Source organism: Haladaptatus rarus, assembly GCF_054177585.1.
In genome coordinates this window covers 468,491-489,405 of the sequence record NZ_JBPEHG010000002.1, presented here as the reverse complement: position 1 = coordinate 489,405, position 20,915 = coordinate 468,491, and the positions used below count along the sequence as shown (strand labels likewise).

At 60.2% G+C, this 20,915-nt stretch carries 26 protein-coding genes; 14 read left to right on the top strand and 12 right to left on the bottom strand.

Features of this window, described 5'->3' with window-relative positions:
- Positions 1–2 precede the first annotated feature (2 nt).
- The gene (locus ACR3FE_RS07800; RefSeq protein ID WP_458206514.1) at positions 3–938 is read left to right on the top strand and encodes a thiamine pyrophosphate-dependent enzyme; all 936 of its coding nucleotides are present in this window, start codon (positions 3–5) and stop codon (positions 936–938) included.
- Positions 939–1,043: 105 nt separating this feature from the next.
- Positions 1,044–1,472, top strand: a complete 429-nt coding sequence (gene lrpA1 / locus ACR3FE_RS07795) for an HTH-type transcriptional regulator LrpA1 (protein WP_458206513.1) — start codon at positions 1,044–1,046, stop codon at positions 1,470–1,472.
- Between the two features lie 24 nt (positions 1,473–1,496).
- On the opposite strand, the gene ACR3FE_RS07790 is transcribed toward lrpA1, so the two are convergent.
- Positions 1,497–2,120, bottom strand: a complete 624-nt coding sequence (locus ACR3FE_RS07790; protein WP_458206512.1) for an arsinothricin resistance N-acetyltransferase ArsN1 family B — start codon at positions 2,118–2,120, stop codon at positions 1,497–1,499.
- Between the two features lie 88 nt (positions 2,121–2,208).
- Between ACR3FE_RS07790 and ACR3FE_RS07785 the strand changes: the two genes are divergently transcribed.
- Both ACR3FE_RS07785 and ACR3FE_RS07780 read left to right on the top strand, forming a co-directional pair.
- Positions 2,209–2,685, top strand: coding sequence for an SRPBCC family protein (locus ACR3FE_RS07785; RefSeq protein WP_458206510.1), 477 nt, complete (start codon positions 2,209–2,211; stop codon positions 2,683–2,685).
- A gap of 34 nt (positions 2,686–2,719) precedes the next feature.
- Entirely contained in the window at positions 2,720–3,277 is a 558-nt protein-coding gene (locus ACR3FE_RS07780; protein WP_458206509.1) for an NAD(P)/FAD-dependent oxidoreductase, read from the top strand.
- Here ACR3FE_RS07780 and ACR3FE_RS07775 read toward each other — a convergent pair whose 3' ends face one another.
- A complete protein-coding gene (locus ACR3FE_RS07775) occupies positions 3,278–3,877 on the bottom strand; it encodes a plastocyanin/azurin family copper-binding protein (protein ID WP_458206508.1) in 600 nt (199 codons plus the stop codon).
- Between the two features lie 469 nt (positions 3,878–4,346).
- Positions 4,347–5,396, bottom strand: a complete 1,050-nt coding sequence (locus tag ACR3FE_RS07770) for a M42 family metallopeptidase (RefSeq protein WP_458206507.1) — start codon at positions 5,394–5,396, stop codon at positions 4,347–4,349.
- A 111-nt stretch (positions 5,397–5,507) separates the two neighbouring features.
- Between ACR3FE_RS07770 and ACR3FE_RS07765 the strand changes: the two genes are divergently transcribed.
- Positions 5,508–5,765, top strand: a complete 258-nt coding sequence (locus ACR3FE_RS07765) for an MTH865 family protein (protein WP_458206506.1) — start codon at positions 5,508–5,510, stop codon at positions 5,763–5,765.
- On the opposite strand, the gene ACR3FE_RS07760 is transcribed toward ACR3FE_RS07765, so the two are convergent.
- Together ACR3FE_RS07760 and pdhA are read right to left on the bottom strand one after the other, a co-directional pair.
- Positions 5,766–6,002 carry a hypothetical protein gene (locus tag ACR3FE_RS07760; RefSeq protein WP_458206505.1) on the bottom strand — a complete coding sequence of 79 codons (237 nt, stop codon included), beginning with the start codon at positions 6,000–6,002 and terminating at the stop codon, positions 5,766–5,768.
- 51 nt (positions 6,003–6,053) lie between these two features.
- On the bottom strand, positions 6,054–7,115 hold the full coding sequence (pdhA, locus tag ACR3FE_RS07755) for a pyruvate dehydrogenase (acetyl-transferring) E1 component subunit alpha (RefSeq protein ID WP_458206504.1): 1,062 nt from the start codon (positions 7,113–7,115) through the stop codon (positions 6,054–6,056).
- Positions 7,116–7,326: 211 nt separating this feature from the next.
- Between pdhA and ACR3FE_RS07750 the strand changes: the two genes are divergently transcribed.
- From ACR3FE_RS07750 to ACR3FE_RS07710, 9 genes are all read left to right on the top strand, one after another.
- Positions 7,327–8,637, top strand: a complete 1,311-nt coding sequence (locus ACR3FE_RS07750) for a M20/M25/M40 family metallo-hydrolase (RefSeq protein WP_458206502.1) — start codon at positions 7,327–7,329, stop codon at positions 8,635–8,637.
- Positions 8,638–8,715: 78 nt separating this feature from the next.
- Positions 8,716–9,447 (top strand): NAD(+)/NADH kinase, encoded by a 732-nt coding sequence (locus ACR3FE_RS07745; protein WP_458206501.1) that lies wholly within the window; start codon positions 8,716–8,718, stop codon positions 9,445–9,447.
- A 56-nt stretch (positions 9,448–9,503) separates the two neighbouring features.
- Complete coding sequence (locus ACR3FE_RS07740; RefSeq protein ID WP_458206499.1) at positions 9,504–9,938, top strand: DUF7313 family protein; 435 nt, start codon at positions 9,504–9,506, stop codon at positions 9,936–9,938.
- Positions 9,939–10,064: 126 nt separating this feature from the next.
- Complete coding sequence (locus tag ACR3FE_RS07735) at positions 10,065–10,430, top strand: DUF7541 family protein (protein WP_458206498.1); 366 nt, start codon at positions 10,065–10,067, stop codon at positions 10,428–10,430.
- Between the two features lie 48 nt (positions 10,431–10,478).
- Positions 10,479–10,700 (top strand): DUF6684 family protein, encoded by a 222-nt coding sequence (locus ACR3FE_RS07730; protein ID WP_458206496.1) that lies wholly within the window; start codon positions 10,479–10,481, stop codon positions 10,698–10,700.
- 59 nt (positions 10,701–10,759) lie between these two features.
- Complete coding sequence (locus ACR3FE_RS07725) at positions 10,760–10,903, top strand: hypothetical protein (protein WP_458206495.1); 144 nt, start codon at positions 10,760–10,762, stop codon at positions 10,901–10,903.
- Between the two features lie 120 nt (positions 10,904–11,023).
- Positions 11,024–12,736, top strand: coding sequence for a cytochrome c oxidase subunit I (gene ctaD / locus ACR3FE_RS07720; RefSeq protein ID WP_458206735.1), 1,713 nt, complete (start codon positions 11,024–11,026; stop codon positions 12,734–12,736).
- Positions 12,737–12,908: 172 nt separating this feature from the next.
- Positions 12,909–13,175 carry a DUF7520 family protein gene (locus ACR3FE_RS07715; protein ID WP_458206494.1) on the top strand — a complete coding sequence of 89 codons (267 nt, stop codon included), beginning with the start codon at positions 12,909–12,911 and terminating at the stop codon, positions 13,173–13,175.
- A 24-nt stretch (positions 13,176–13,199) separates the two neighbouring features.
- Positions 13,200–13,598, top strand: a complete 399-nt coding sequence (locus ACR3FE_RS07710) for a universal stress protein (protein ID WP_458206493.1) — start codon at positions 13,200–13,202, stop codon at positions 13,596–13,598.
- Between the two features lie 163 nt (positions 13,599–13,761).
- Here the strand turns inward: ACR3FE_RS07710 and ACR3FE_RS07705 are convergent, their stop codons facing one another.
- The 7 genes from ACR3FE_RS07705 to ACR3FE_RS07675 all read right to left on the bottom strand — a co-directional run bounded on the left by ACR3FE_RS07705 (position 13,762) and on the right by ACR3FE_RS07675 (position 20,813).
- The gene (locus ACR3FE_RS07705; RefSeq protein WP_458206492.1) at positions 13,762–14,418 is read right to left on the bottom strand and encodes a thioredoxin family protein; all 657 of its coding nucleotides are present in this window, start codon (positions 14,416–14,418) and stop codon (positions 13,762–13,764) included.
- A complete protein-coding gene (locus ACR3FE_RS07700) occupies positions 14,411–15,157 on the bottom strand; it encodes an ABC transporter ATP-binding protein (protein ID WP_458206734.1) in 747 nt (248 codons plus the stop codon). The genes ACR3FE_RS07705 and ACR3FE_RS07700 overlap by 8 nt, the downstream gene beginning before the upstream one ends.
- 49 nt (positions 15,158–15,206) lie before the next feature.
- Positions 15,207–15,965 (bottom strand): ABC transporter ATP-binding protein, encoded by a 759-nt coding sequence (locus tag ACR3FE_RS07695; protein ID WP_458206491.1) that lies wholly within the window; start codon positions 15,963–15,965, stop codon positions 15,207–15,209.
- Positions 15,965–17,101 (bottom strand): branched-chain amino acid ABC transporter permease, encoded by a 1,137-nt coding sequence (locus ACR3FE_RS07690; RefSeq protein WP_458206490.1) that lies wholly within the window; start codon positions 17,099–17,101, stop codon positions 15,965–15,967. The genes ACR3FE_RS07695 and ACR3FE_RS07690 overlap by 1 nt, the downstream gene beginning before the upstream one ends.
- The gene (locus ACR3FE_RS07685) at positions 17,098–18,033 is read right to left on the bottom strand and encodes a branched-chain amino acid ABC transporter permease (protein WP_458206489.1); all 936 of its coding nucleotides are present in this window, start codon (positions 18,031–18,033) and stop codon (positions 17,098–17,100) included. The genes ACR3FE_RS07690 and ACR3FE_RS07685 overlap by 4 nt, the downstream gene beginning before the upstream one ends.
- Positions 18,034–18,146: 113 nt before the next feature.
- Positions 18,147–19,505 (bottom strand): substrate-binding protein, encoded by a 1,359-nt coding sequence (locus ACR3FE_RS07680; protein ID WP_458206488.1) that lies wholly within the window; start codon positions 19,503–19,505, stop codon positions 18,147–18,149.
- 213 nt (positions 19,506–19,718) lie between these two features.
- Complete coding sequence (locus ACR3FE_RS07675; protein WP_458206487.1) at positions 19,719–20,813, bottom strand: branched-chain amino acid ABC transporter permease; 1,095 nt, start codon at positions 20,811–20,813, stop codon at positions 19,719–19,721.
- Positions 20,814–20,915 lie beyond the last annotated feature (102 nt).

The window sequence follows — 20,915 nt, the reverse complement described above, 5'->3', positions numbered from 1 at the left end:
AAATGAGTGTATTCAACGCGATCGGTGAAGAACGAGAGATCGATTCGAACGAGTTCACACCAAGCCTCGAACCGCAGGCAACGTGGTGTCCTGGCTGTGGTGACTTCGGCGTCCTCAAGGCGCTGAAACAGGCCATGCCCGAAGTCGGTCGGACGCCAGATGAGACGCTTCTCGTCACGGGTATCGGTTGTTCCGGGAAGCTGTCGTCGTACTTCCAGAGTTACGGCTTCCACTCGATCCACGGGCGCTCCCTGCCGGTGGCACGTGCGGCCAAGCTCGCCAACCCAGACCTCGAAGTGATCGCCGCTGGCGGTGACGGTGACGGCTACGGGATCGGCGGAAACCACTTCATGCACACCGCGCGCGAGAACCACGACATGACCTACATCGTCTTCGACAACGAGATCTTCGGACTGACGAAGGGCCAGACGTCGCCCACGTCGCCGAAGGGTCACAAGTCGAAGACCCAGCCACACGGCAGTGCAAAGAGTCCGATTCGACCCCTGTCGCTCGCGCTCACCTCGGGCGCAAGCTACGTCGCACGAACAGCGGCGGTCAACCCGAACCAGGCGAAGGAGATCCTCGCCGAAGCGATGGAACACGACGGGTTCGCACACGTGGACTTCCTCACGCAGTGTCCGACGTGGAACAAGGACGCGAAGCAGTACGTCCCGTACATCGACGTGCAGGACAGCGACGATTACGACTTCGACGTGAACGACCGACGCGAGGCATCCGAAATGATGCACGAAGCTGAAGATGCCCTCTATGAGGGGACGGTGCTCACCGGTCGGTTCTACATTGACGGCGAGCGCCCGTCTTACCAGCAGGAGAAGCAGGCCACGGGTGACATGCCCGAGACGCCGCTTGCAGAGCGGTACTTCGACGACGACTACGATTGGGAACGAAGCTACGACTTGCTCGACCGTCACAAGTAAACATCGTTTCGCTTCTCCCGGTCGTTCGTCCAACCTTTTCGTGCCCGACAATGTGTTTTCTACTTCGCAAGGTATTTTTTCCTGTGCGGGAAATAGTCGGGTGACATGAGTACTGAATCGACGGAAGACCGTATCCTCCGTGTTTTAGAACACGACGCACAGGCGTCATATTCGGAGATCGCCGACCGTGCGGGGGTTTCGAAGCCAACTGTAAGAAAGTACATAGATAAACTCGAAGACGAAGGCGTCATCGTCGGCTATTCGGCAGAAGTAGACCCGAAGAAGCTCTCCAGTCAGAGCATCGCGCTCGTCGGTATCGACGTAGAGAGCGAACGCTACGTGGAGGCGACACGGTCGCTCAAACAACTGGAGGACATCGAAACGCTGTACACGTGCAGCGGCGACCATATGCTGATGGCGGAGGTTCGCGCACCGAACGGTGACGCGGTCGGGGGCGTCATAAGCGACCAGATTCTCACTATCGATGGCGTTTCGGCGGCACATCCCTCGTTCCTGCAAGAGCGTCTCAAGTAACTCGCGTCTCACTGAACCAGTATCTCAAGTGACCTGTATCGACCGCAATCCTCGTTCTATCGCTGCGGTTCGTGTTTTCGTGTCTAACTCGGTCAGTGGTGATGGTGGGTCGGGATCAGGTGGTGTGTCGGAGTCGGCAGATGTCGCGGAGGTTCCTAGAGAAAATCTGAGCTGCCACCAGCCGACGTCGTGCCACGCTCCGTTTTTGTATCCGACGTTTCGATACACACCGACCTGCTCGAACCCCATCGATTCGTGAAGTCCGACACTGGCCGGATTGGGAAGCGCGATTCCGGCATAGGCGTTGTAAAACCCCTGTGGTCGAAGAAGCGCGAACAGCGATTCGTAGAGTCCGCGTCCGACACCCGAACGGCGATGGTCGGCGCGAACGTACACCGACACGTCGACCGACCACTGGTAGGCGTCTCGGCTCCGATGAGAACTCGCGTAGGCGTAACCCAGGGTCTCACCGTCGTGCTCACAGACGAGCCACGGATAGGTCGGGAGCGTCGCGGAGATTCGGTCTGCCATCTCCGTTTCGTCCGGCGGGTCGGTCTCGAACGAGATGACCGTCTCTCGGACGATGGGTTCGTAGATGGCCGCGATCTGTGGCGCGTCGCTTTCCGTCGCGAGACGAATGGTGACCATCCCATCGACGTGGGTGGCGAGGCCAAATAAATCGTCGTCTCACCGACTGCACACAAGACCCAATACGGCAGCGACGAAAATATCGACGATGGCAACCTACCAGCGTGCGGTCTGGGTGGACGCACCGTTCGAGGACGTGTGGCGCTTTCACTCGACGATAGACGGGCTGGAGGCTCTCACCCCCGAGTGGATGCATCTCCGAGTCGAAGGGATTCGCGGGCCGGACGGTAAACCGAATCCGGCGGTGCTGGAACGGGGAACCGAGATACGGATGTCCCTTCGTCCCTTCGACGTTGGCCCACGTCAGCGGTGGGTGTCCGAGATTACCCAGCGAGAAGAAGGCGACGGCTCGGCATCGTTTCGAGACGTGATGCGGGATGGCCCGTTTCCCGAGTGGCGGCACACCCACCTCTTCTACGCTGGTGACGGGCGAACGCTGGTTCGTGACCGGGTGGACTACCGATTCCCTGTCCTCGGTGCGGCGGGCAGTCCGCTGGCAAAGGTCGGTTTCGAACCGATGTTCCGGTATCGTCACCGAAAGACGAAGGAGTTGCTGGAGCGATGAGCTTTAAGCACGTTTCCATGGTACTTGCCACCGTATGTCAGACGTAGCCGTCATCGGCGGTGGTCCCGCCGGACTGAGTGCTGCACTGTTCACCGCGAAGAACGGCCTCGATACCGTCGTCTTCGATACGGACGAGACAGCGATGCACGCCGCTCACCTGTTCAACTATCTCGGCATCGAGAGCATCGGGGGCGACGAGTTCATGGAGATCGCCCGTGGGCAAGTAGACGACCACGGCGCGGAGCGAAAGCAAGGCGAGGAGGTAACCGCAGTCGAGGCGACGGACGACGGATTCTCCATCTCCACCGATTCAGGGGAGTACGATGCTCGTTACGTCGTCTTCACCACAGGTCGGTCACGCGAGATGGCCGACGCACTCGGCTGTGAACTGAACGACGACGACACCGTGAAAGTCGATATGGACAACACGACGACGGTCGAAAACGTCTACGCCGCCGGCTGGACTGCCCGCGCCGACAAGATCCAGGCTGCCATCTCGGTCGGTGGCGGTGCGGCCGCAGGGCTGGATATCTTGAGTGCGGAGAAAGGCCGCGCATTCCACGACTTCGATACGCCGGACGATGCGGCGTAGTTACTGCTCTAACTCGCCGTAGTCGCCGCCGAACTTCATGAAGAAGTACGCCAGTCCGAGCGTGAACACCAGCGTGGCAGAGGTGGCGACGCCGATCGACTTCGCACTCGACGGAATCGCTGGCTCGGACGAATGACCGCCACCGCCGCCTGAGCCGACCGAGATCGTCCCGGTCATCCCGGCGCTCTTGTGCGGTGAGCAGTAGTACTCGTACTCGCCTTCCGTGTCGAACGTGTGTGAGTAGGTATGTCCGGAATCGTACGTCTTGCTCTCGCCACCTTTCGAACCCTTCCAGCTCGACCCTTCGGGTTGGCTCTCGGGGACGACGTTGTGGGTGTTCGACTCCCAGACCCACTTCACCGTCGTTCCCGGTGAGATCGACAACTCGGCTGGTTCGAAGGTGAGATTGCCACCGGGGCCGACTTTCACTGTCTCCGTTCCGCCGCCTCCGCCGGAACCTCCCTCTCCGGTGGTCGTTCCTTCGGAACTTCCTTCTCCAGCGGCCGCTGCCGTTCCGGTTGCGCCGACCGCTGCGGCACCCGCAGAACCGAGGAGAAATCCACGTCGAGTGACTGATTCGTCCGCTTCCCCATCTGTCATGGGCGAGGCTTGGTACTGGTGGGTACTGAATACTTTGGTTTGACTACGACCTTCTATCCACGATCTATTACGACAGTCGAGGGTACTCGCGCGCGACGGCACACGATCGAGAACCGTCTCCCTGTAAAAAGTCGACCAGAAGCACTCGTTACTCCCGTTGGTCGCTCCTCGGCTCGGAAAATCTTCGATTTTCCGGTGGGTGTGCCGGCCTCTGGCGGCTGTGTCACCTGCTGATTCACAGCAGTTGTGTGGCTCGTCGACCTCTGGCGGTTGTATCACCGGCCTATCACTCGAACCGACTCGTTTTACTCGTCGATTCGTCGCTGTGCTCGCGGAGAGTACCAATACGCCTTCCGCAAGTGAGGGTGCAGCGCGACCGAACGAGCAGACTCGGCGGGGAATGAAAGGAGCACCGAGGTTTTGGTCCAGATTTTTCCAGGAAGATAGATCAGACGCAGAAAAAGGTGGATTAGAGCATGTAATCGTGCTCGCCGGACTCGGTTTCGAGAAACGCAGTGAGCAGATCGATGGTCGCCGTCACGTCATGGCCGTGGGCGCTCTCGGTCACGGTATGGAGGTAGCGCGTCGGGATCGAGATCGCGCCGACGGGCTTCGCGCCGTGGGTGTTCTGGAAGCCAGCGGTGTCGGTCGCACCGGACGGCAGAATCTCCAGTTGGTGCGCGATATCGCGCTCCTCTGCCAGCGACCGCATTCGACGGTGGACTTTCGGCGTCGTGACGACGCTCCCGTCCTTGAGTTTTATCGCCGTCCCTTCGCCGAGACGAGTGACGTAATCTTTCTCCTTTTTCACACTGGGGATGTCGTTCGCCACCGTCACGTCGAGCGCGACGGCGAGGTCAGGGTCGATGTCGACGCCCAGTGCGGGCGCGCCGCGAACGCCGAGTTCCTCTTGAACCGTCGCGCAGAAGTGAATGGTCACGTCGGGGTCGTCGATTCGTTTCGCCGCCGCCAACATAGCGAACAGACAGATTCGGTCGTCCAATGCCTTGCCGGTGACGTGGTCACCGATCTGCGTCGTCGTCTGCTCCATCGTGACGAGGTCGCCGACCGACACGCGCTCGTGGGCCTCCTCGGCAGGTAGTCCAAGGTCGATATACACGTCTTCGACATCCTGTTCGTCCTCGTCGTCGTCCAGCAGGTGTGGTGGCATCGACCCGATGACACCCGTCAGGTCGTCGTCCTCGGTGTGGACGGTGACGCGCTGGGCGCGAAGAACGCGGGGATCCCATCCTCCGAGGGAGTCGATGGCGAGGAACCCGTCCTCGTCGATGTGCCGCACCAGGAATCCTATCTCGTCCATGTGCGCCGCGACCGCGACCGCGTAGTCGCTCGAACCCTCTATCGTTCCGACGACGTTCCCCATCGCATCGGTGTGAAGTTGGTCTACCTCCCCATCGAGTTCTCTCCGGACGATCTCCCGAATCCTGTCTTCGTAACCCGGTGCACCGCTCGTCTCGGTCAGTTCACGCAGTAGTTCGAAATCGAAGTCGAACGCCATAGATGAACCACTTGCCCCCCGTCGCATAAACCCCACCAATCGAGTATAAACTCACAACTTGTTTATCGTGGTTCCACAACGTTTTTGCCCGATACACACACACGAAGTGATATGGCCGACAAGGAAGCAGAATTCCGACAGCAGTTCCACGATGCATTCGAAGGCGCAGACTTCCCAGTGACCAATCCGATGGATCTCGTTCCGGCACTCCCGAACGGGCCGGGGACTCGCTTCGAAGCAGGCGACACCAGTTTCACCGCGATGGAACTGGCGACGAAGATGAACGACGTTCAGGAGTTCCCCTACGACAACGTCGACGCACTCGTCGACGACCTCATCGAGGGCCTGAAACAGAAGGACATGCTGTAACTACTCTTCGTCCTCATCCTCTTCGGGAAGTGCGACGAGTAACACTTCCCACACGTCCTGTTGTTCGTTGAAGAAGCTATCGAGTACCCTATCGTTTTCACCGATCGGAATCGGCTGTTGTGGCCGCGAGACCTCGAGCCACGTCAGCGTCGGCTCGGTGATCTCCATCTCGGCGATATCGGCTATCTCTTCCGTTCCTGCACCGTACTCCCCCGTTCTGAGTTCGTGGCGTTCCATTTTCACACCCCGTGCCGGATACCACAGCCCTGCACATAACTGTGCTGGCGACTACCGTTCGACTTCTGGATTCTCGGGGACGGCAGCGCGCTGGCTGGCGTATCGGGGGTGTTCGTCCGCGTAGACGTGGTCGAAGATGGCGTCAGCGTCGTATCCCTCGTGTGCTTCGGCGGCTTCGACGGCCTCCGCGACGTGGTCTTTTGCCTCCGCCCTGAGTGCTTGCTCGTCTTCGACGGTCCAGCCGTACTCCGATTCGAGATACTCGCGGGTACGGTCGAGTGGGTCCTTCTTCGCCCACTCCTCGACCTCCGCTTCGTCCCGGTACTTCGTGGGGTCGTCAGTCGTCGTGTGTGCCCCCTGTCGGTACGTGACGGCTTCGATGAGCACCGGTTCACCCTCTTTCGCGCGTTCGAGGGCGTCACGAACCGTCCGATACACGGCGAACACGTCGTTGCCGTCCACGCGGATACCCTCGAAGCCGTACGCTTGTGCCTTCTGCGCGATGGTCTTCGAGGCGGTCTGGCGCTCACGCGGCACCGAGATGGCCCACTGGTTGTTCTGGCAGAAGAAGACCGTCGGCGTCTCGAACACGCCTGCGAAGTTCATCGCCTCGTGGAAATCGCCCTCGCTGGTCGCGCCGTCGCCGAAACTCGCCAGCACTGCGCTGTCGTCGTCCTTGTACTTCGCACCCATCCCGATGCCGACCGCGTGGGGCAGTTGCGTGGCGATCGGAATCGTCGGGGGGAACGTCCGAAGCCCCTCTGGGTCTTCCCGGTCGACGTAGTTCCCCGCTCCGGAGAGATGAAGCAGGATGTCCCGCATCGTGTGCCCGCGAGTGAGGTAGATCGCATGGTCGCGGTACGTCGGGAAGCAGTAGTCGTCCGGGGAGAGTGCGTAGGCCGCACCGACCTGGGCCGCCTCCTGTCCTTGCAGAGGCGCGTACGTTCCGATCCGGCCCTGCCGGTGAAGTGAGACTGCTTTCTGGTCGAACGTGCGCGCGAGTACCTGCAACCGATACATGTTCTCTACGTCGGTTGCCGAGAGGTTCACATCCCTTTCGACACTTCCGTCGAGTCCAACAACGCGCGCCATATCTGGTGCTTGTGAGGCCATATTTGGGTAACTCCGACTGTCTATCAGTGAAACGGTCTTATACATTATAAAACATCGCTACACAAAGAATATAGACAACAATTATTACTTGCTATATATACTCTGGTTACGAACAGACGAATTCAGGGTCTGTGACACGACGATAACCGACGAATCGTCGGGATGTTACGTTACGAAACACTTAGGCGGCCCCCACGAGACGTGTAGGCGTATGTCAGAGTGGATCGGCCAGACGTTCACGAGCGACACGGGATGGAATCTCCTCGAAACGATCGTCGATATCGGCGACCGGATGGCGGGAAGCGAGGGCGAGCGACTCGGCGCGGAGGCGACTCGCGACGCCCTCGAGTCGGTCGGCACGCGAAACGCCCGACTGGAGGAGTTCGACGTTCAGGGGTGGACACGAGGTGACAGTTCGATCCAGGCGGGCGATTCCACACAGGATTGTATCGCCCTGCCCCGCAGTCCGGCCGGTAGTGCGACGGGGGAATTCGTCGACCTCGGCTACGGTCTGCCATCGGATTTCGAAGACACCGACATCGAAGGGAAGGTCGTGATGGCCGCCTCGAACGTTCCGAATTACTACGACCGCTTCATCCATCGCCGGGAGAAGTACTACTACGCGGTAGAAGGTGGCGCGGCAGCCTTCGTCTTTCGCAACCACGTCGAAGGCTGTCTCCCACCGACCGGAAGCGTCGGCACCGAGAACGACCCTATCGGCGACATCCCTGCAGTCGGCGTGAGTAAAGAAGTCGGTTCACGTCTCGCTCGGCGCTGGGAAGGCGAGAACGTGACGGTCGACGTCGACGCCGAAATCTACGACGCGACCAGTCAGAACGTCCACGCAGAACTCGGGCCGGACACCGACGAGCAGGTGCTCGTCACCAGCCACGTCGACGCCCACGACATCGCAGAAGGAGCGATGGACAACGGCGCTGGAACTGCCATGGTCGTCGAGATGGCTCGTGCGCTCGCCGCGCGCGAAGACGAACTCGATACGCGCATCCACTTCGTCGCCTTCGGAGCCGAGGAGGTCGGACTCGACGGGTCGAGCTACATGGCGACCGTCACCGACCACGACAGCATCAAGGCCATCGTGAACAACGACGGCGTCGTTCGCGGGCGCACGCTGTCGTTTTTCACCCACGGCTTCGACGAATTGGACGAGGCCGTCAACGACATCGCGGAGAAGTTCGACCACCCCATCAAGACGATTCCCGAACAGGGACCACACAGCGACCACTGGCCCTTCGTCCAGTGGGGTGTTCCCGGCTATCACGTCATGAGCGAGACGGGCGACGAAGGCCGAGGCTGGGGGCACACCTTCGCCGACACGCTGGACAAGATTGAAGTCCGCGATCTCCGCGAACAGGCCATCTTGCTCACCGACCTCACGGTGTCCATCGCGAGCGACGAGTTCGAGGTCGCACACAAAGACCCAGAGGAGATCGCCGCCGCACTCGAAGCCGAAGATCAGGCAGCGGGCATGAAGATAATCGGCGATTGGCCATACGACGAGTAGCGCGGTACCCTTTTCAGGTCGGGGCGAGAGGATTTACGTGATGAGGAAATCGAACGACCGCCAGACGGGGGTGAGACGATGCGGATAGGGGTCGTGACGGGAGAGGAGACGGACCCGGGTCGAATAGACGGCGTACTCCGCGATATCGAACGGACCGTGGACGACGATCCGGAACCCGTCCTCGACGCGAACCCATCTCTCGTCGTCGCGATGGGGGAATCCGCCGTTACCGACCTCGTTCGGGCCGGTGTGTCGGTGCCGATCCTTCCAATCGATGCGGGGTCTGGACTGGAGAGCGTCCCCGAATCGGCCATCGAATCGGCCATCGACGAACTGCTCGCAGACGAGTGGACGACGACGGAACGACCGCTCCTCACGGCGTCGGTCGAGGGCGAACACGTCGCAGATGCACTGTTCGATACGACACTGGTGACGAACAAACCCGCGAGAATCTCCGAATACAGCGTTCACGCGGACGGTGAGTTCGTCGACCAGTTCCGAGCCGACGCAGTCGTCGTCGCAACACCCACCGGGAGCCGTGGCTACGCGCGCGACGCTGGCGGGCCAGTCGTCCAGTTGGGAACCGGCGTCGTCTCGGTCGTCCCCGTTGCACCGTTCGCCATCCACGTCGACGACTGGGCACTCAGCGGGCCCGTCACGCTCGCGGTGGAACGCGACGAGGATGCGGTAGTGCTCCTCGCCGACGACCGTGAAGTGTGTCCAGTCGATCCGTACGAATCGGTCGAGATCGCGTTCGACGGCGCGGTCGAGGTCGTCCAGGTCGAAGCGAGTTCGAGTTTCTTTGCGTAAGCGTCGCGCGAGCGAATTGGAAAGAATATAATACGCTGTCCTACTGAGTTTCAGGCATGCAACCCCTATCGCTACTCGGGCCACTCGACATGCTCGAGCCTGTCGTGGAGTTCGTCGTTCTCGCGCTCGTTCTGGTCAACATGGTGACGCGGCAGTTCGCGTTCAGAAATTACGTGAAACAGGCGTCGGACGACGACCGTGAAACGCTCGACCGCTGGGTTCCGCACGAACTGTCGAACGTCGCTCTCGTGCTCGCGGCGTTCTACTACCTGACCCTTCATCACCACGGGGGAATCGTCCTCTCGACGCTCGTGCTCGGACTGTTCATCACCGACTTCTTCGAAGTCGAAGCGCGCGCCGTGGAGATGCGGCGTGGTGTCCCACTGAACAAGCCGAAAGGTGCTGTCACGGCCTCGGTTGTCGTGTTCCTGTACGCGGCATACAACAGTATCTTCTTCCTCATCAAGCCGTTCTGGAGCGCCGTGGTCTAGAACCGGTTTACGTTCCTTCTTTCGTTCTCGCTGCTCGTGAGCTATGCGATTTTCCGTGTCTCGCGTCTCGAACTCCAATAGACGGGAGACGCAACGGTCAAACCACTGAAGCCCTAAGCGACGCGCATGGACGAACAACCGGGACTCTCAGACCAGTACCGAAAATCCAGTCCGTGGCCGCTGTTCGTCGCCTTCGGTCTCGCACTGTTCGAAGTCGGCATCGTGTTGGCAGAGTATCTTTTTCCCATCGCCGTCGGCGGGATGTTGATGTTCGTCGGAAGCGTCGTCGGAATCCTCCGCGAATCCGAATACATCCGCAGTCCGTGGAAGGGGCTCGTCGTCTCGGCTGGCGTCGCGTTTCTCATCGGTGGGGCGATATGGGTGATGACCACTGGGTCGGTTCAGCTTCGTGGGACAGCCATCCTCATCGGGGGTGCTGTCCTGCTCGTCGGTGGGGTCGCCGGGTCGCTGTGGCAACCCGAACCGGTCTGAGCCGAATCACTAACCTATTTGTCGCCCTGTTTGCTACGTTCTCGTACTATGGCAGAAAGTGTCTTCGACCGGGAAACGATCCTCGACCTGACGGTCAACATCATCCCACTCGGAATAATGGCGTTCTTCCTCGTCCTCTTCATCGTTCTGAGTCCGTGGACGGGAAGCCTGTTCATCGACGTGATCGGCTGGGGACTCATCGTCGTTCCCTTCGTCCTGCTCGCATTGTTGACCTACGTCGCGGCCAAGAAGATCGAGACCACGGACTGAGCCTGACCGTTTCTTCGCACCTCCTGTTCGACACAGATCCGAGAAAGATCGGAGTTCCGATGGCGACTCGGGTCTGGCGTGCTCGACAGTTACTCGTCGATGATTCCTACACTGACCGACACGCCCGTTTACACGGCTACGAATCCTACACACGCATCCCGCTCGTCGATACGTATGCCGGGCACATTTGCCACGTCGTCTGATAACACCTACCGTATGGCACCATTTCTGTTTCCCTCAAAGCCGTAACCTAACCTTTCTTTACCCTGTAGTCCAGACGCTCTCCCATGGCAGCTACTGGGCAAATAGCGCTCACCGTCATAATGGGGGTGTTTTTACTCGCGGTCGCCACGTTCATCGCCCGTATCGAGGACTGGCGGTCCTACACTCCTCTTACCGGAGGGGGCTACGGATACGGAGACAGAACCGGGCAGGCACATCACGAGAAGCCTGCTGGAATCATCCGCTGGTTGACGACTGTCGACCACAAGGACATCGGACTGCTGTACGGAACCTACGGCCTCATCGCCTTCGCATGGGGTGGTCTCGCGGTGCTTCTCATGCGAGCCGAACTCGCGGCACCTGAAGCCGACCTGTTCCAGGCCGGATTCTACAACGCACTGCTCACCACGCACGGCATCACGATGCTGTTCCTGTTCGGGACGCCTATCATCGCGGCGTTCTCGAACTACTTCATCCCGCTACTCATCGGCGCAGACGACATGGCGTTCCCGCGTATCAACGCCATCGCGTTCTGGCTCCTGCCGCCAGGAGCACTCCTCATCTGGGGGGGCTTTTTCATTCCCGGAATCGCTCCGTCGCAGACGAGCTGGACGATGTACACGCCACTGTCGTCCTGTGCAAGCGGGGCCGCCTGTCAGGCACAGGCGAGTGCGGGTGTCGATATGATGCTCCTCGGACTGCACCTGACGGGTGTGTCGGCGACGATGGGTGCGATAAACTTCATCGCCACCATCTTCACCGAGCGCAGTGAGGACGTCGGCTGGCCGGATCTCGACATCTTCTCGTGGACCGTCCTCACGCAGTCGGGCCTCATCCTGTTCGCGTTCCCGCTTCTCGGGAGTGCGCTCATCATGCTCCTGCTCGACCGGAACTTCGCCACCACGTTCTTCGCCGCCGAGGGAGGTGGCCCGATCCTGTGGCAACACCTGTTCTGGTTCTTCGGCCACCCCGAGGTGTACATCCTCGTCCTCCCGCCGATGGGACTGGTTAGCCTCATCCTCCCGCGGTTCTCGGGACGAAAGCTGTTCGGGTTCAAGTTCGTCGTCTACTCGACGCTCGCCATCGGCGTGCTCAGCTTCGGTGTCTGGGCACACCACATGTTCGCAACCGGTATCGATCCGCGTCTGCGAGCGAGCTTCATGGCAGTGTCACTGGCCATCGCCATCCCGAGTGCGGTGAAGGTGTTCAACTGGATCACGACGATGTGGAACGGGCGCCTGCGTCTCACCGCGCCGATGCTGTTCTGTATCGGCTTCGTCCAGAACTTCATCATCGGCGGTGTGACCGGCGTGTTCGTCGCGTCGATTCCGGTCGACCTCGTGCTCCACGACACCTACTACGTCGTCGGCCACTTCCACTTCATCGTGATGGGAGCAATCGCCGTGGCCGGCTTCGCGGGCATCTACTACTGGTTCCCGATCTTCACCGGTCGGATGTACCAGAAGTCGCTCGCCCACTGGCACTTCTGGCTGACCATGATCGGGTCGAACGTGACGTTCTTCGCCATGCTGTTCCTCGGATACGGCGGGATGCCACGACGGTATGCGACCTACCTCCCGCAGTTCGCCACGTGGCACCAGGTCGCCACCGCAGGCGCGTTCATCATGGCGTTCGGTCAGCTCATCTTCGTCTGGAACATCGTCCAGTCGTGGCTCGAAGGCCCGCATGTTGAGTCCGCCGACCCGTGGAAGCTCGGAGACGACGACATGCTCTCGAAAGAGTGGACCTGGTTCGAACAGAAGCGAGAGACCGCACTCACGGACGGGGGCGAGCAGGTCGAAGAAGAGCAATAATCAGACTACTTCGTTTTTCTCGTCTTCAGGTCGTTACGAGGATGATACCCATCGCAAACATGAGCACAGCGATGCCACCGAGGACGACCAGGAGTAGTTCTTTTTCGGACATACTCGACCTAGGCGTGTGGAGATGAAAAGGCTAATCCTTGCCCTGTCGCAAGGTCCATCTGTGCCATTTCGACTCGAAGGCCGGTCGCTCGTCGTCGGGCTGTACGTCCTGTTGGTCTCGTTTGCGGGATTCGTCGGCGTGCTCCTCGGCGCGTTCGGCCCGGACGACCTTCGTCCCGTCAAACTGCTCGGCGTTTTCGAGCTACAGCCGACGTCGCTCGGGCTGGCGACCTACGGCATGGTGACCATCGGCCTGATCCTCGGCGTGCTCCTCTTTCTCGTCATGTTCGTCGCCGAGCGCTACGATGACGCTCACCCCAAGGGCTAAGCCCAATCACATCAAGGTTCGACCATGTACCACGTGTTGGTCGCACTGGACGAAACCGAATCGCGCGCAGTCGCACAGGCAAATGCAGTCGCCGACCTTCCGGCGTCCGAGTCCGAAATCGAAGCCACGCTCCTCTACTCGTTCACCGACAATCCCAGCGGCGCATCCGCCATGCAGGTGGCGGGTGTCCGGCGAGCACAGGAGATACTGGAGGACGCAGGTATCGAGACCGACGTGAACGAGACGAGTGGTAGCCCGGCAGACACCATCCTGGACGTCGCGGAAGACCTCGACGTCGATTGCATCTGTGTCGGTGGCCGCAAGCGTTCACCTGCTGGAAAAGCACTGTTCGGGAGCGTCTCCCAGTCGGTCATCCTGAACGCACACCGCCCGGTGCTCGTCGCAGGCGAGGGGCAGCGATAGACGAACCGCTTCAGACACTCGTTTTCGGTCACCAGTTTCTACGCCAGACTCTCGACTCGATGTCCGCCACACCCGAGATTCGGCACTGAAAAACAGCGGAACGACGGGGTGGGAAACGGCGGAACGTCGGGGTGCGGAAGGGAGGAGTACGATTGGGTGAGGGTTACGAATAGACCGCCTGTAGCGTCTCGACCAGCGCGTCGATGCCGTCGGTTCCGGTCACGGTCTCCCGACGCTCACCGCCTCTGAAACAGAGGAACGACGGGGCCGAATCCACCGCGAACTCACGGCGAAACTCGACGACGTCGTCACCATCGAGACCAGCGAAGGACACCCCGTCTGGAATCGCTGCTCGAACTCGGGTCAGGTCGGCGGCGATCGACTCGCAGGGCGCACAATCGCGCTTCCAGACCGAGACGACGCAGTCGGGGTTGTCGGCGAGGAAGTCGGGATACGTCTCGTCGGTAAGTTCGTGGAGGTCGTCGGGAACTGGCGAGGACGGTCCGATGTTGGCGAGCATGTCGGCCATCACCCCGAGTTCTGCGCCCGTAAACTCGCCGTCCACGTGCGCTCGAAGCGCGAGATAGTAGCTGAACTCCGCACGAGTCAGGTCGCTGGCACGGGCCTCTTCGGTCGATATCTCGAACGTCTCGGCGACGGCGTCGTCGAACGCTTCCGTGGTGATACCCGCGTAGGTGTCGAAGTAGATCGACCAGCGATGCTCGAAATCCTCGGTGAGTGAGACGGTACCGTTCTCCGTGACCACGTCCTCTTCGACGAGTGCGTCGAACAGGGCATCCGGGTCGCTGACGTCAGACACCAAGGTACCGCTCCCTCGTCTCTTCGTCGTCTCTGAGTTGGTCTGCGGTTCCATCGAAGACGATCTCGCCCTGGTCGACGACGTAACATCGGTCGGCCAGTTTGATCGCGGCTGCCGCGTTCTGCTCGACGAGGAGGATGGTCGTCCCGGATTCGCTGATCTGTCGGATGGCGTCTTCGACGTTGGCGATTATCTGGGGCGCCAACCCCTCGTACGGTTCGTCCAGCATCAACAGGTCGGTGCTCTGTTTCAACGCTCTGGCGATGGCGAGCATCTGTTGTTCGCCTCCCGAGAGTGTCCCCGCCTTCTGGCTGCGCCGCTCTCGAAGTCGCTCGAACTCGTCGTACACGTCCTCGGTCGTCATGCCGACGTGTTCGACCTGTGGTATCGAGCGCCCGACCGTATTCGACCGATTGCGGACGACTTCCGCGAGATGAAGGTTCTCCTCGACGGTGAGATTGGGGAAGACGCGGCGCTCTTCGGGGACGAGCGAGATTCCGCGTGCGGAGATGTCTTCGGGATCCATCCCGGTGATGGTCTCGTCCTTGAACCGGATCGACCCATCACGCACGTTCGGTGGCTGTGCCCCGGCGATACTCCGCAGCGTCGTCGTCTTGCCCGCACCGTTTCGACCGAGGAGCGCACAGATCTCGCCTTCCTCGACGCGCATCGTCACGTCCCGCAGGATGTGACTCTCGCCGTAGTACGCGTCCACGTTTTCGAGGTCGAGGAGGCTCACGACGACCACCTCCGCGAACGCACTGACCACCGTGGATGCACCCGGGAGGTCACAGTTCGACACCTCCGAGATACGCTTCCTGCACCTGTGGGTCGCCCTGTACCTCGTCCGGCGTCCCTTCGGCGATGACGCTGCCTCGATTCAGGACGACGATGCGGTCGGAGACGTTGAACACGATCTCCATGTCGTGTTCGACGAGCAGGATGGTGAGACCGAGTTCCTCTTTGACTCGTTCGATGAGTTCGACCGTCGAGTGGGTCTCTTCGGGTGACATCCCTGCTGTGGGTTCGTCCATCAACAGCAGGTCGGGTTCACTGGCGAGCGCGATGCCGAGTTCGAGGCGGCGTTTGTCCCCGTACGGCAGGTCGGCAGCAGGAGACTCTCGCTGGCCGAGCAAGCCGACCGAATCGAGGGTGTCGCGCGTCAGCTTGTCCACCTCCGGATACTGTTTCTGGTGACGAAGGAAGTTGAACCGGAACGACCCGTGTTCGGCGGCGAGTGCAGCGATGCGAGCGTTCTCCTCGACGGTGAGATCCGGGAAGATGGATGCCGTCTGAAACGACTTGCTGACCCCAGACTGGACGACGTCGTGGGGTTCGAGACCGGTTATCGACTCGCCTTTGAACCGGATGTCGCCGTTCGTCGGTTCGAGCATCCGCGTGATGAGGTTGATGAGCGTCGATTTGCCAGCCCCGTTCGGGCCGATGACGCTGACACGCTCGTCTTCCTGAATATCGAGGTCGACGTTATCGACCGCGACGAGACCGCCGAACTCCTTGGTGAGGCCGCGAGTCTCCAACAGCGCCATCAGTTCTCACCTCCTTTCTGTTCGGGTTCGTTCGACGAACCGAAGACGGTGTCCCGAACCGATTCGATGACTCCCCAGATACCCTCCGGGAAGAGCACGATGACGGCGACGAAGATGAGACCGAGGATGAGATGCCAGTAGGGTTGGATCGCGGGATTCCCACTGAGGACGTTCTCGACGTAGAGGTAGATTCCCGCCCCGAGCATCGGGCCGACTATCGAGCCGATACCGCCGAGGACGGTCATCACGACGATCTCGCCACTGGTCGTCCAGTACAGGGACTCGACAGGAACGTACGAGCCGTGAACGACGAATAGGCTCCCGGCGATGCCCGCGAACGCGCCCGAGAGGATGAACGCCATCAGTTTGTAGCGCCAGACGTTCAGCCCGACGAACGATGCCCGCTGTTCGTTCTCCCGAATCGCCTTGAACACCAGTCCATACGGCGAGTGGAGGATTCGGGCGACGACGGCGATACAGAGTATCGTGGTGACGCCGACGAACACGTACAGCCAGTCGCCGAGGAACGGTATCGGCGTGTTGAGCGGGATGGATTCGAACGCCGCGAACGCATCGAGGAAGCCAAAGAGATTGCCGACCGCGACATCCGTGAACCCGTTCTCGCCGTTCGTCAGGCCCTGAAGTGGAGAGAGCGCGAGGTAGTATGCCATCTGGCCGAACGCGAGCGTCAGGATCGAGAAGTAGATACCGCCCCGGCGGAGCGAGATGAATCCGAGTATCCACGCCAGCACCACCGCGAACAGCGTCCCGAACAACACGACGAGGATCGGACTCCCGCTCACGCTGGCGCTGAAGATACCTGCGGCGTAGGCCGCACCACCCCAGAAGGCGGCGTGACCGAACGACAGCAGGCCGGTGTAGCCGAGCAGGAGGTTGAATCCGAGTGCGAAGATACCCCAGATGAGGATGAGCGACGCGAGCGACTGGTAGCCACGCAAGAGGTCGCTGACGACCGGGGCCTGCACGAACAACCACGGGAAGACGGCGACGACGAGGGTCGAAAGGACGATTATCGAGCGTTCACCGCTGACGAATCGCGTCCAGACCGGGAGGTCTCCCGCTTCGATGACCGTACCACCGTCCTCGGTCGGTTGGTCGGTAGTGCCGTCGGTCATGGCGTCACCTCCTCGTTGCCGAGCAAGCCCTGTGGTCGCGCCAGCAAGATGATCGCGGCGAGCACGTAGATGCCCACTTGTGACCACTGCGGAGCGACCGCGACCAGCGAGGAGAGAGTGAGTCCGATGAGGATACCGCCCACGACCGCACCCCTGATGCTTCCGACGCCGCCGATGACGACGACGAGGAAGGAGGGAACGAGCACCTCCATCCCGATGTTCGGATTCACGGCGTACAGCGTCCCACCGACGACGCCAGCGATTCCTGCGAGTGCCGCGCCGACCCCGAACACGACGAGGTACGGTCGAGTAATTTTCACACCGAGGAGCCGAACCATCTCGGCGTCACGAGTGCCCGCGCGCACGACGAGACCGAAGTCCGTGAATTCGATGAGCAGATAGACGAGAAAGATGAGGACGGCGGTGATAGCGATGACGTAGAGCCGCCACTTTCCGATGGTTCCGACCAGTGGCAGTGCGATGGGGCCGGACGCCCAGTTCGGTCGCGCGAAGTTGTAGCTCTGGCCACCGAACAGTATCTTGAACGCCTCTTGTACGACGATGGCGATACCGAACGTGAGCAGTATCTGATCGGTGTCGGGCCGGTCGTAGAACGGTCTAGCGACGAAGCGTTCCATCAGTAATCCGACCGCGAACACGACTATCGGTACGATGATGAGTGCGGGGAGGAATCCCCAGCCGAGACCGATCTCCGCGAACCCCCACTCGGCGAGTTTTCCGTCGCCGATCCGAATGTTGAGGGTGACGAGTAATCCGAGATACGTCCCGAGAAGATACAACGCTCCGTGGGCGAAGTTGACGAATTTCAGCGTCCCCAGGATGATCGAAAGGCCGATAGCGACCAGTACGTAGATGGCTCCCTGCTGGAGTCCGTTCAGCAAGACCGTCGCCAGTTGCGAAACTATACTCACGACTGCTCCTCCCTGCGATATCTATCTATCATGTGACTGTCTGTCCCATTGTCTATGTTAGTCATACTCTACCGAACATAAGCGTTGGTGTGCATCCCTTGATGGGATGGCGTTTACTTGTACGAACCGAGGTCACACTCCGCCGCAGGCCCTTCCCCGCACTCGTAGCCGAGTTTGTCGCGGGGCGTGACTTCGACGATCTCGAAGTATTTACCGGATTGCTGTTCGGACTTCGGCAGTCCCTTCACGACCGGCACCGCGCGCTGGGCCTGGTGGTCGCACTTTCGCATCAGTTCGCCCTCCATGCCGAGGTTGTTGTACTCGTGACCTTCGAGTTGCTTGATGACCTCCGGCGGGTAGAACGTCTCTGCACGTTCGACCGCCGCCGCGTACTGGAGCGTCTGGGCGTACGCGAGCTGTGCCGGGCCGGACGGAACCCGTCCGCTGTACTTTTTTCCGAAGAATTTCGTGAACGAGTTCGACGGTCCGTTGTCGATCTGGGAGTCCCAGGCGACGGTGCCAAAGATGCCGTCGATGGCACCACCTGCGGCCTGCGCCATCGGACGGTTGTACAGCGGCATCACGATCTTCATGTCCTCGTTCATCCCCGCCTGGATCGCCCCTTTCAGGGAGTTCGCACCGTCTAAGCCGTAGTGGTTCAAGAAGAGGGCATCCGCCCCGGAGTTCGCGGCTTCCGAGAGGTACGACGAGAAGTCTTTGGTGCCCAGTGGCGTCGCCACGCTCTTGACCTGTGACCAACCTGCTTCCTCGAAGAATTTCTTCATCGACGCCTGCTGGGTCTTCCCCCAACTGTAGTCGGCGTACAGTTGGTAGAATTTGAGGTCTTTGCCGTACTCTTTGGTCACCACGGGCGCGAGTGCCTGGCCGGTCATATAAGCGTTGAACATCTCACGGAAGCCGTACCGATTGCAGTCTTTCCCCGTCGTATCGTTGGAGTGGGTCAGACAGGCCATGAACATGACCTTCTCCTTCTGACAGAGTCCCTGCACCGCGATGGCGACCGCGCTGGACGATCCGCCGGAGACCATCATGACATTGTCTCGGCTGATCATCCGTGACGCCTGTTTGCGGGCCTGGTCGGAGTCGGTTCCCGTGTCACCGGTGACGTAATCGACCTTCTTGTCGAGGATGCCGTCGCCCGAGAGGTCGCTCCAGTCGTCTACCCAACCACCGCCGTTGTTCAGGTGTTCCACCGCGAGTTTGTACCCTCGAAGTTCGTCTTTGCCTTCCGAAGCGTATGGGCCGGACTGTGGAACGTTGAAGCCGAACGTAACTTTGTCTCCCTCAACGGGATAGTTGCCGAGCGCCGGGTAATCTTCGTTACCGTTGCCACCGCCCTCGCCACCACTACCGCTCAGACAGCCTGAGAGTCCAGCGACACCAGCCGTGCCAGCCACACCAGTCATCTTCACGACATCTCGACGAGTTAGGTCTTTGCCACCATGTGCCATACTATCAAGAGCATAGTTCACACTAATAATTGTTTCCATGTAATTTCATGCAAACATATAATTAAAATATCTATTTTCATCAGATATAGAGGTACCAATAGCTACTCTCTAGTAATACATTCCTATTCAGTTGTAATGTATGATTCCCACACTAATGCCGGTAAGTATCTATTTCGTTGTATTTAAACCGATTCGTCATCTCCCGTCCGGCATTTACTTGCTCTCGACCAACCGTCTGAGACGGGAAGTGATGCGGGTGAAAAGACCCCAGATGCCGTGTGGAAAGAGCACGACGACGAACACGAAGACGAGTCCCAGAACGAGATGCCAGTACTGGCCGTAGCCGGGGTAGCCACTAACGATGTTCTCGACGTAGAGATAGACCCCGGCACCGAGCATAGGACCGAACAGCGAGCCGACACCACCGAGGACGGCCATGATAACCACCTCACCGCTAGTCGTCCAGTACAGGGATTCGACGGGAACGTAGGCCCCGTGGATCGTAAAGAGGCTCCCGGCGATGCCCGCGAATGCGCCCGAGAGGATGAACGCCATCAGTTTGTAGCGCCAGACGTTCAGCCCGACGAATTCTGCTCGCTGTTCGTTCTCCCGGATAGCGCGGAAGACGATACCGTACGGCGACTGGAGGATGCGATACGCGACGACGATACTGAGAACGGTCAGCGTTCCGATGAAGATGTACATCCAGTTACCCAGCAGGGGTTCGAGCACCGGTGATGGCGAACTGAGTCGGAACGTTCCGAGGAGGTCGCCCGTCTCGACACCCGTGTAGCCGTTCTCTCCGCCCGTCAGTCCCGACAGCGGCGCGAGTGCGAGGTAGTAGGCCATCTGGGCGAACGCCAGCGTCAGGATGGCGAAGTAGATACCGCCCCGGCGGAGCGAGATGAATCCGAGTATCCACGCGAGCACGACGGCGGTGGCGGTTCCCGCGAGCACCATCAAGATGGGACTTCCGGAAACGGTCGAACTGAAGATGGCGGCGGCGTACGCCGCACTCCCCCAGAAGGCGGCGTGACCGAACGACAGCAGGCCGGTGTAGCCGAGCAGGAGGTTGAATCCCATGGCGAAGATACCCCAGATGAGGATGAGCGACGCCAGATCCTGGTAGCCGTCGAACAGTTCGCTGACGACCGGCGCGCGAACGAACAGCCACGGAAAGAGCGCGACGGCGACGGTTGCCCCGACGAAGACGGTGAGTTCACTCCCTTTCAGGCGGTCGATGAGTTCGAGTCGCCCACTCGACTCGACGACAGAACCATCCTCGACGTAGTCGCTGTCGCCGTTCATGCAGTCACCCTTCTGTGAGTATTCATCCGAGAGCGAGGACTCATGGATCTCTCCCCCCTCTCTTTCCAACCCCCACCATGTTCGTGGGGACTTCAGCATCCT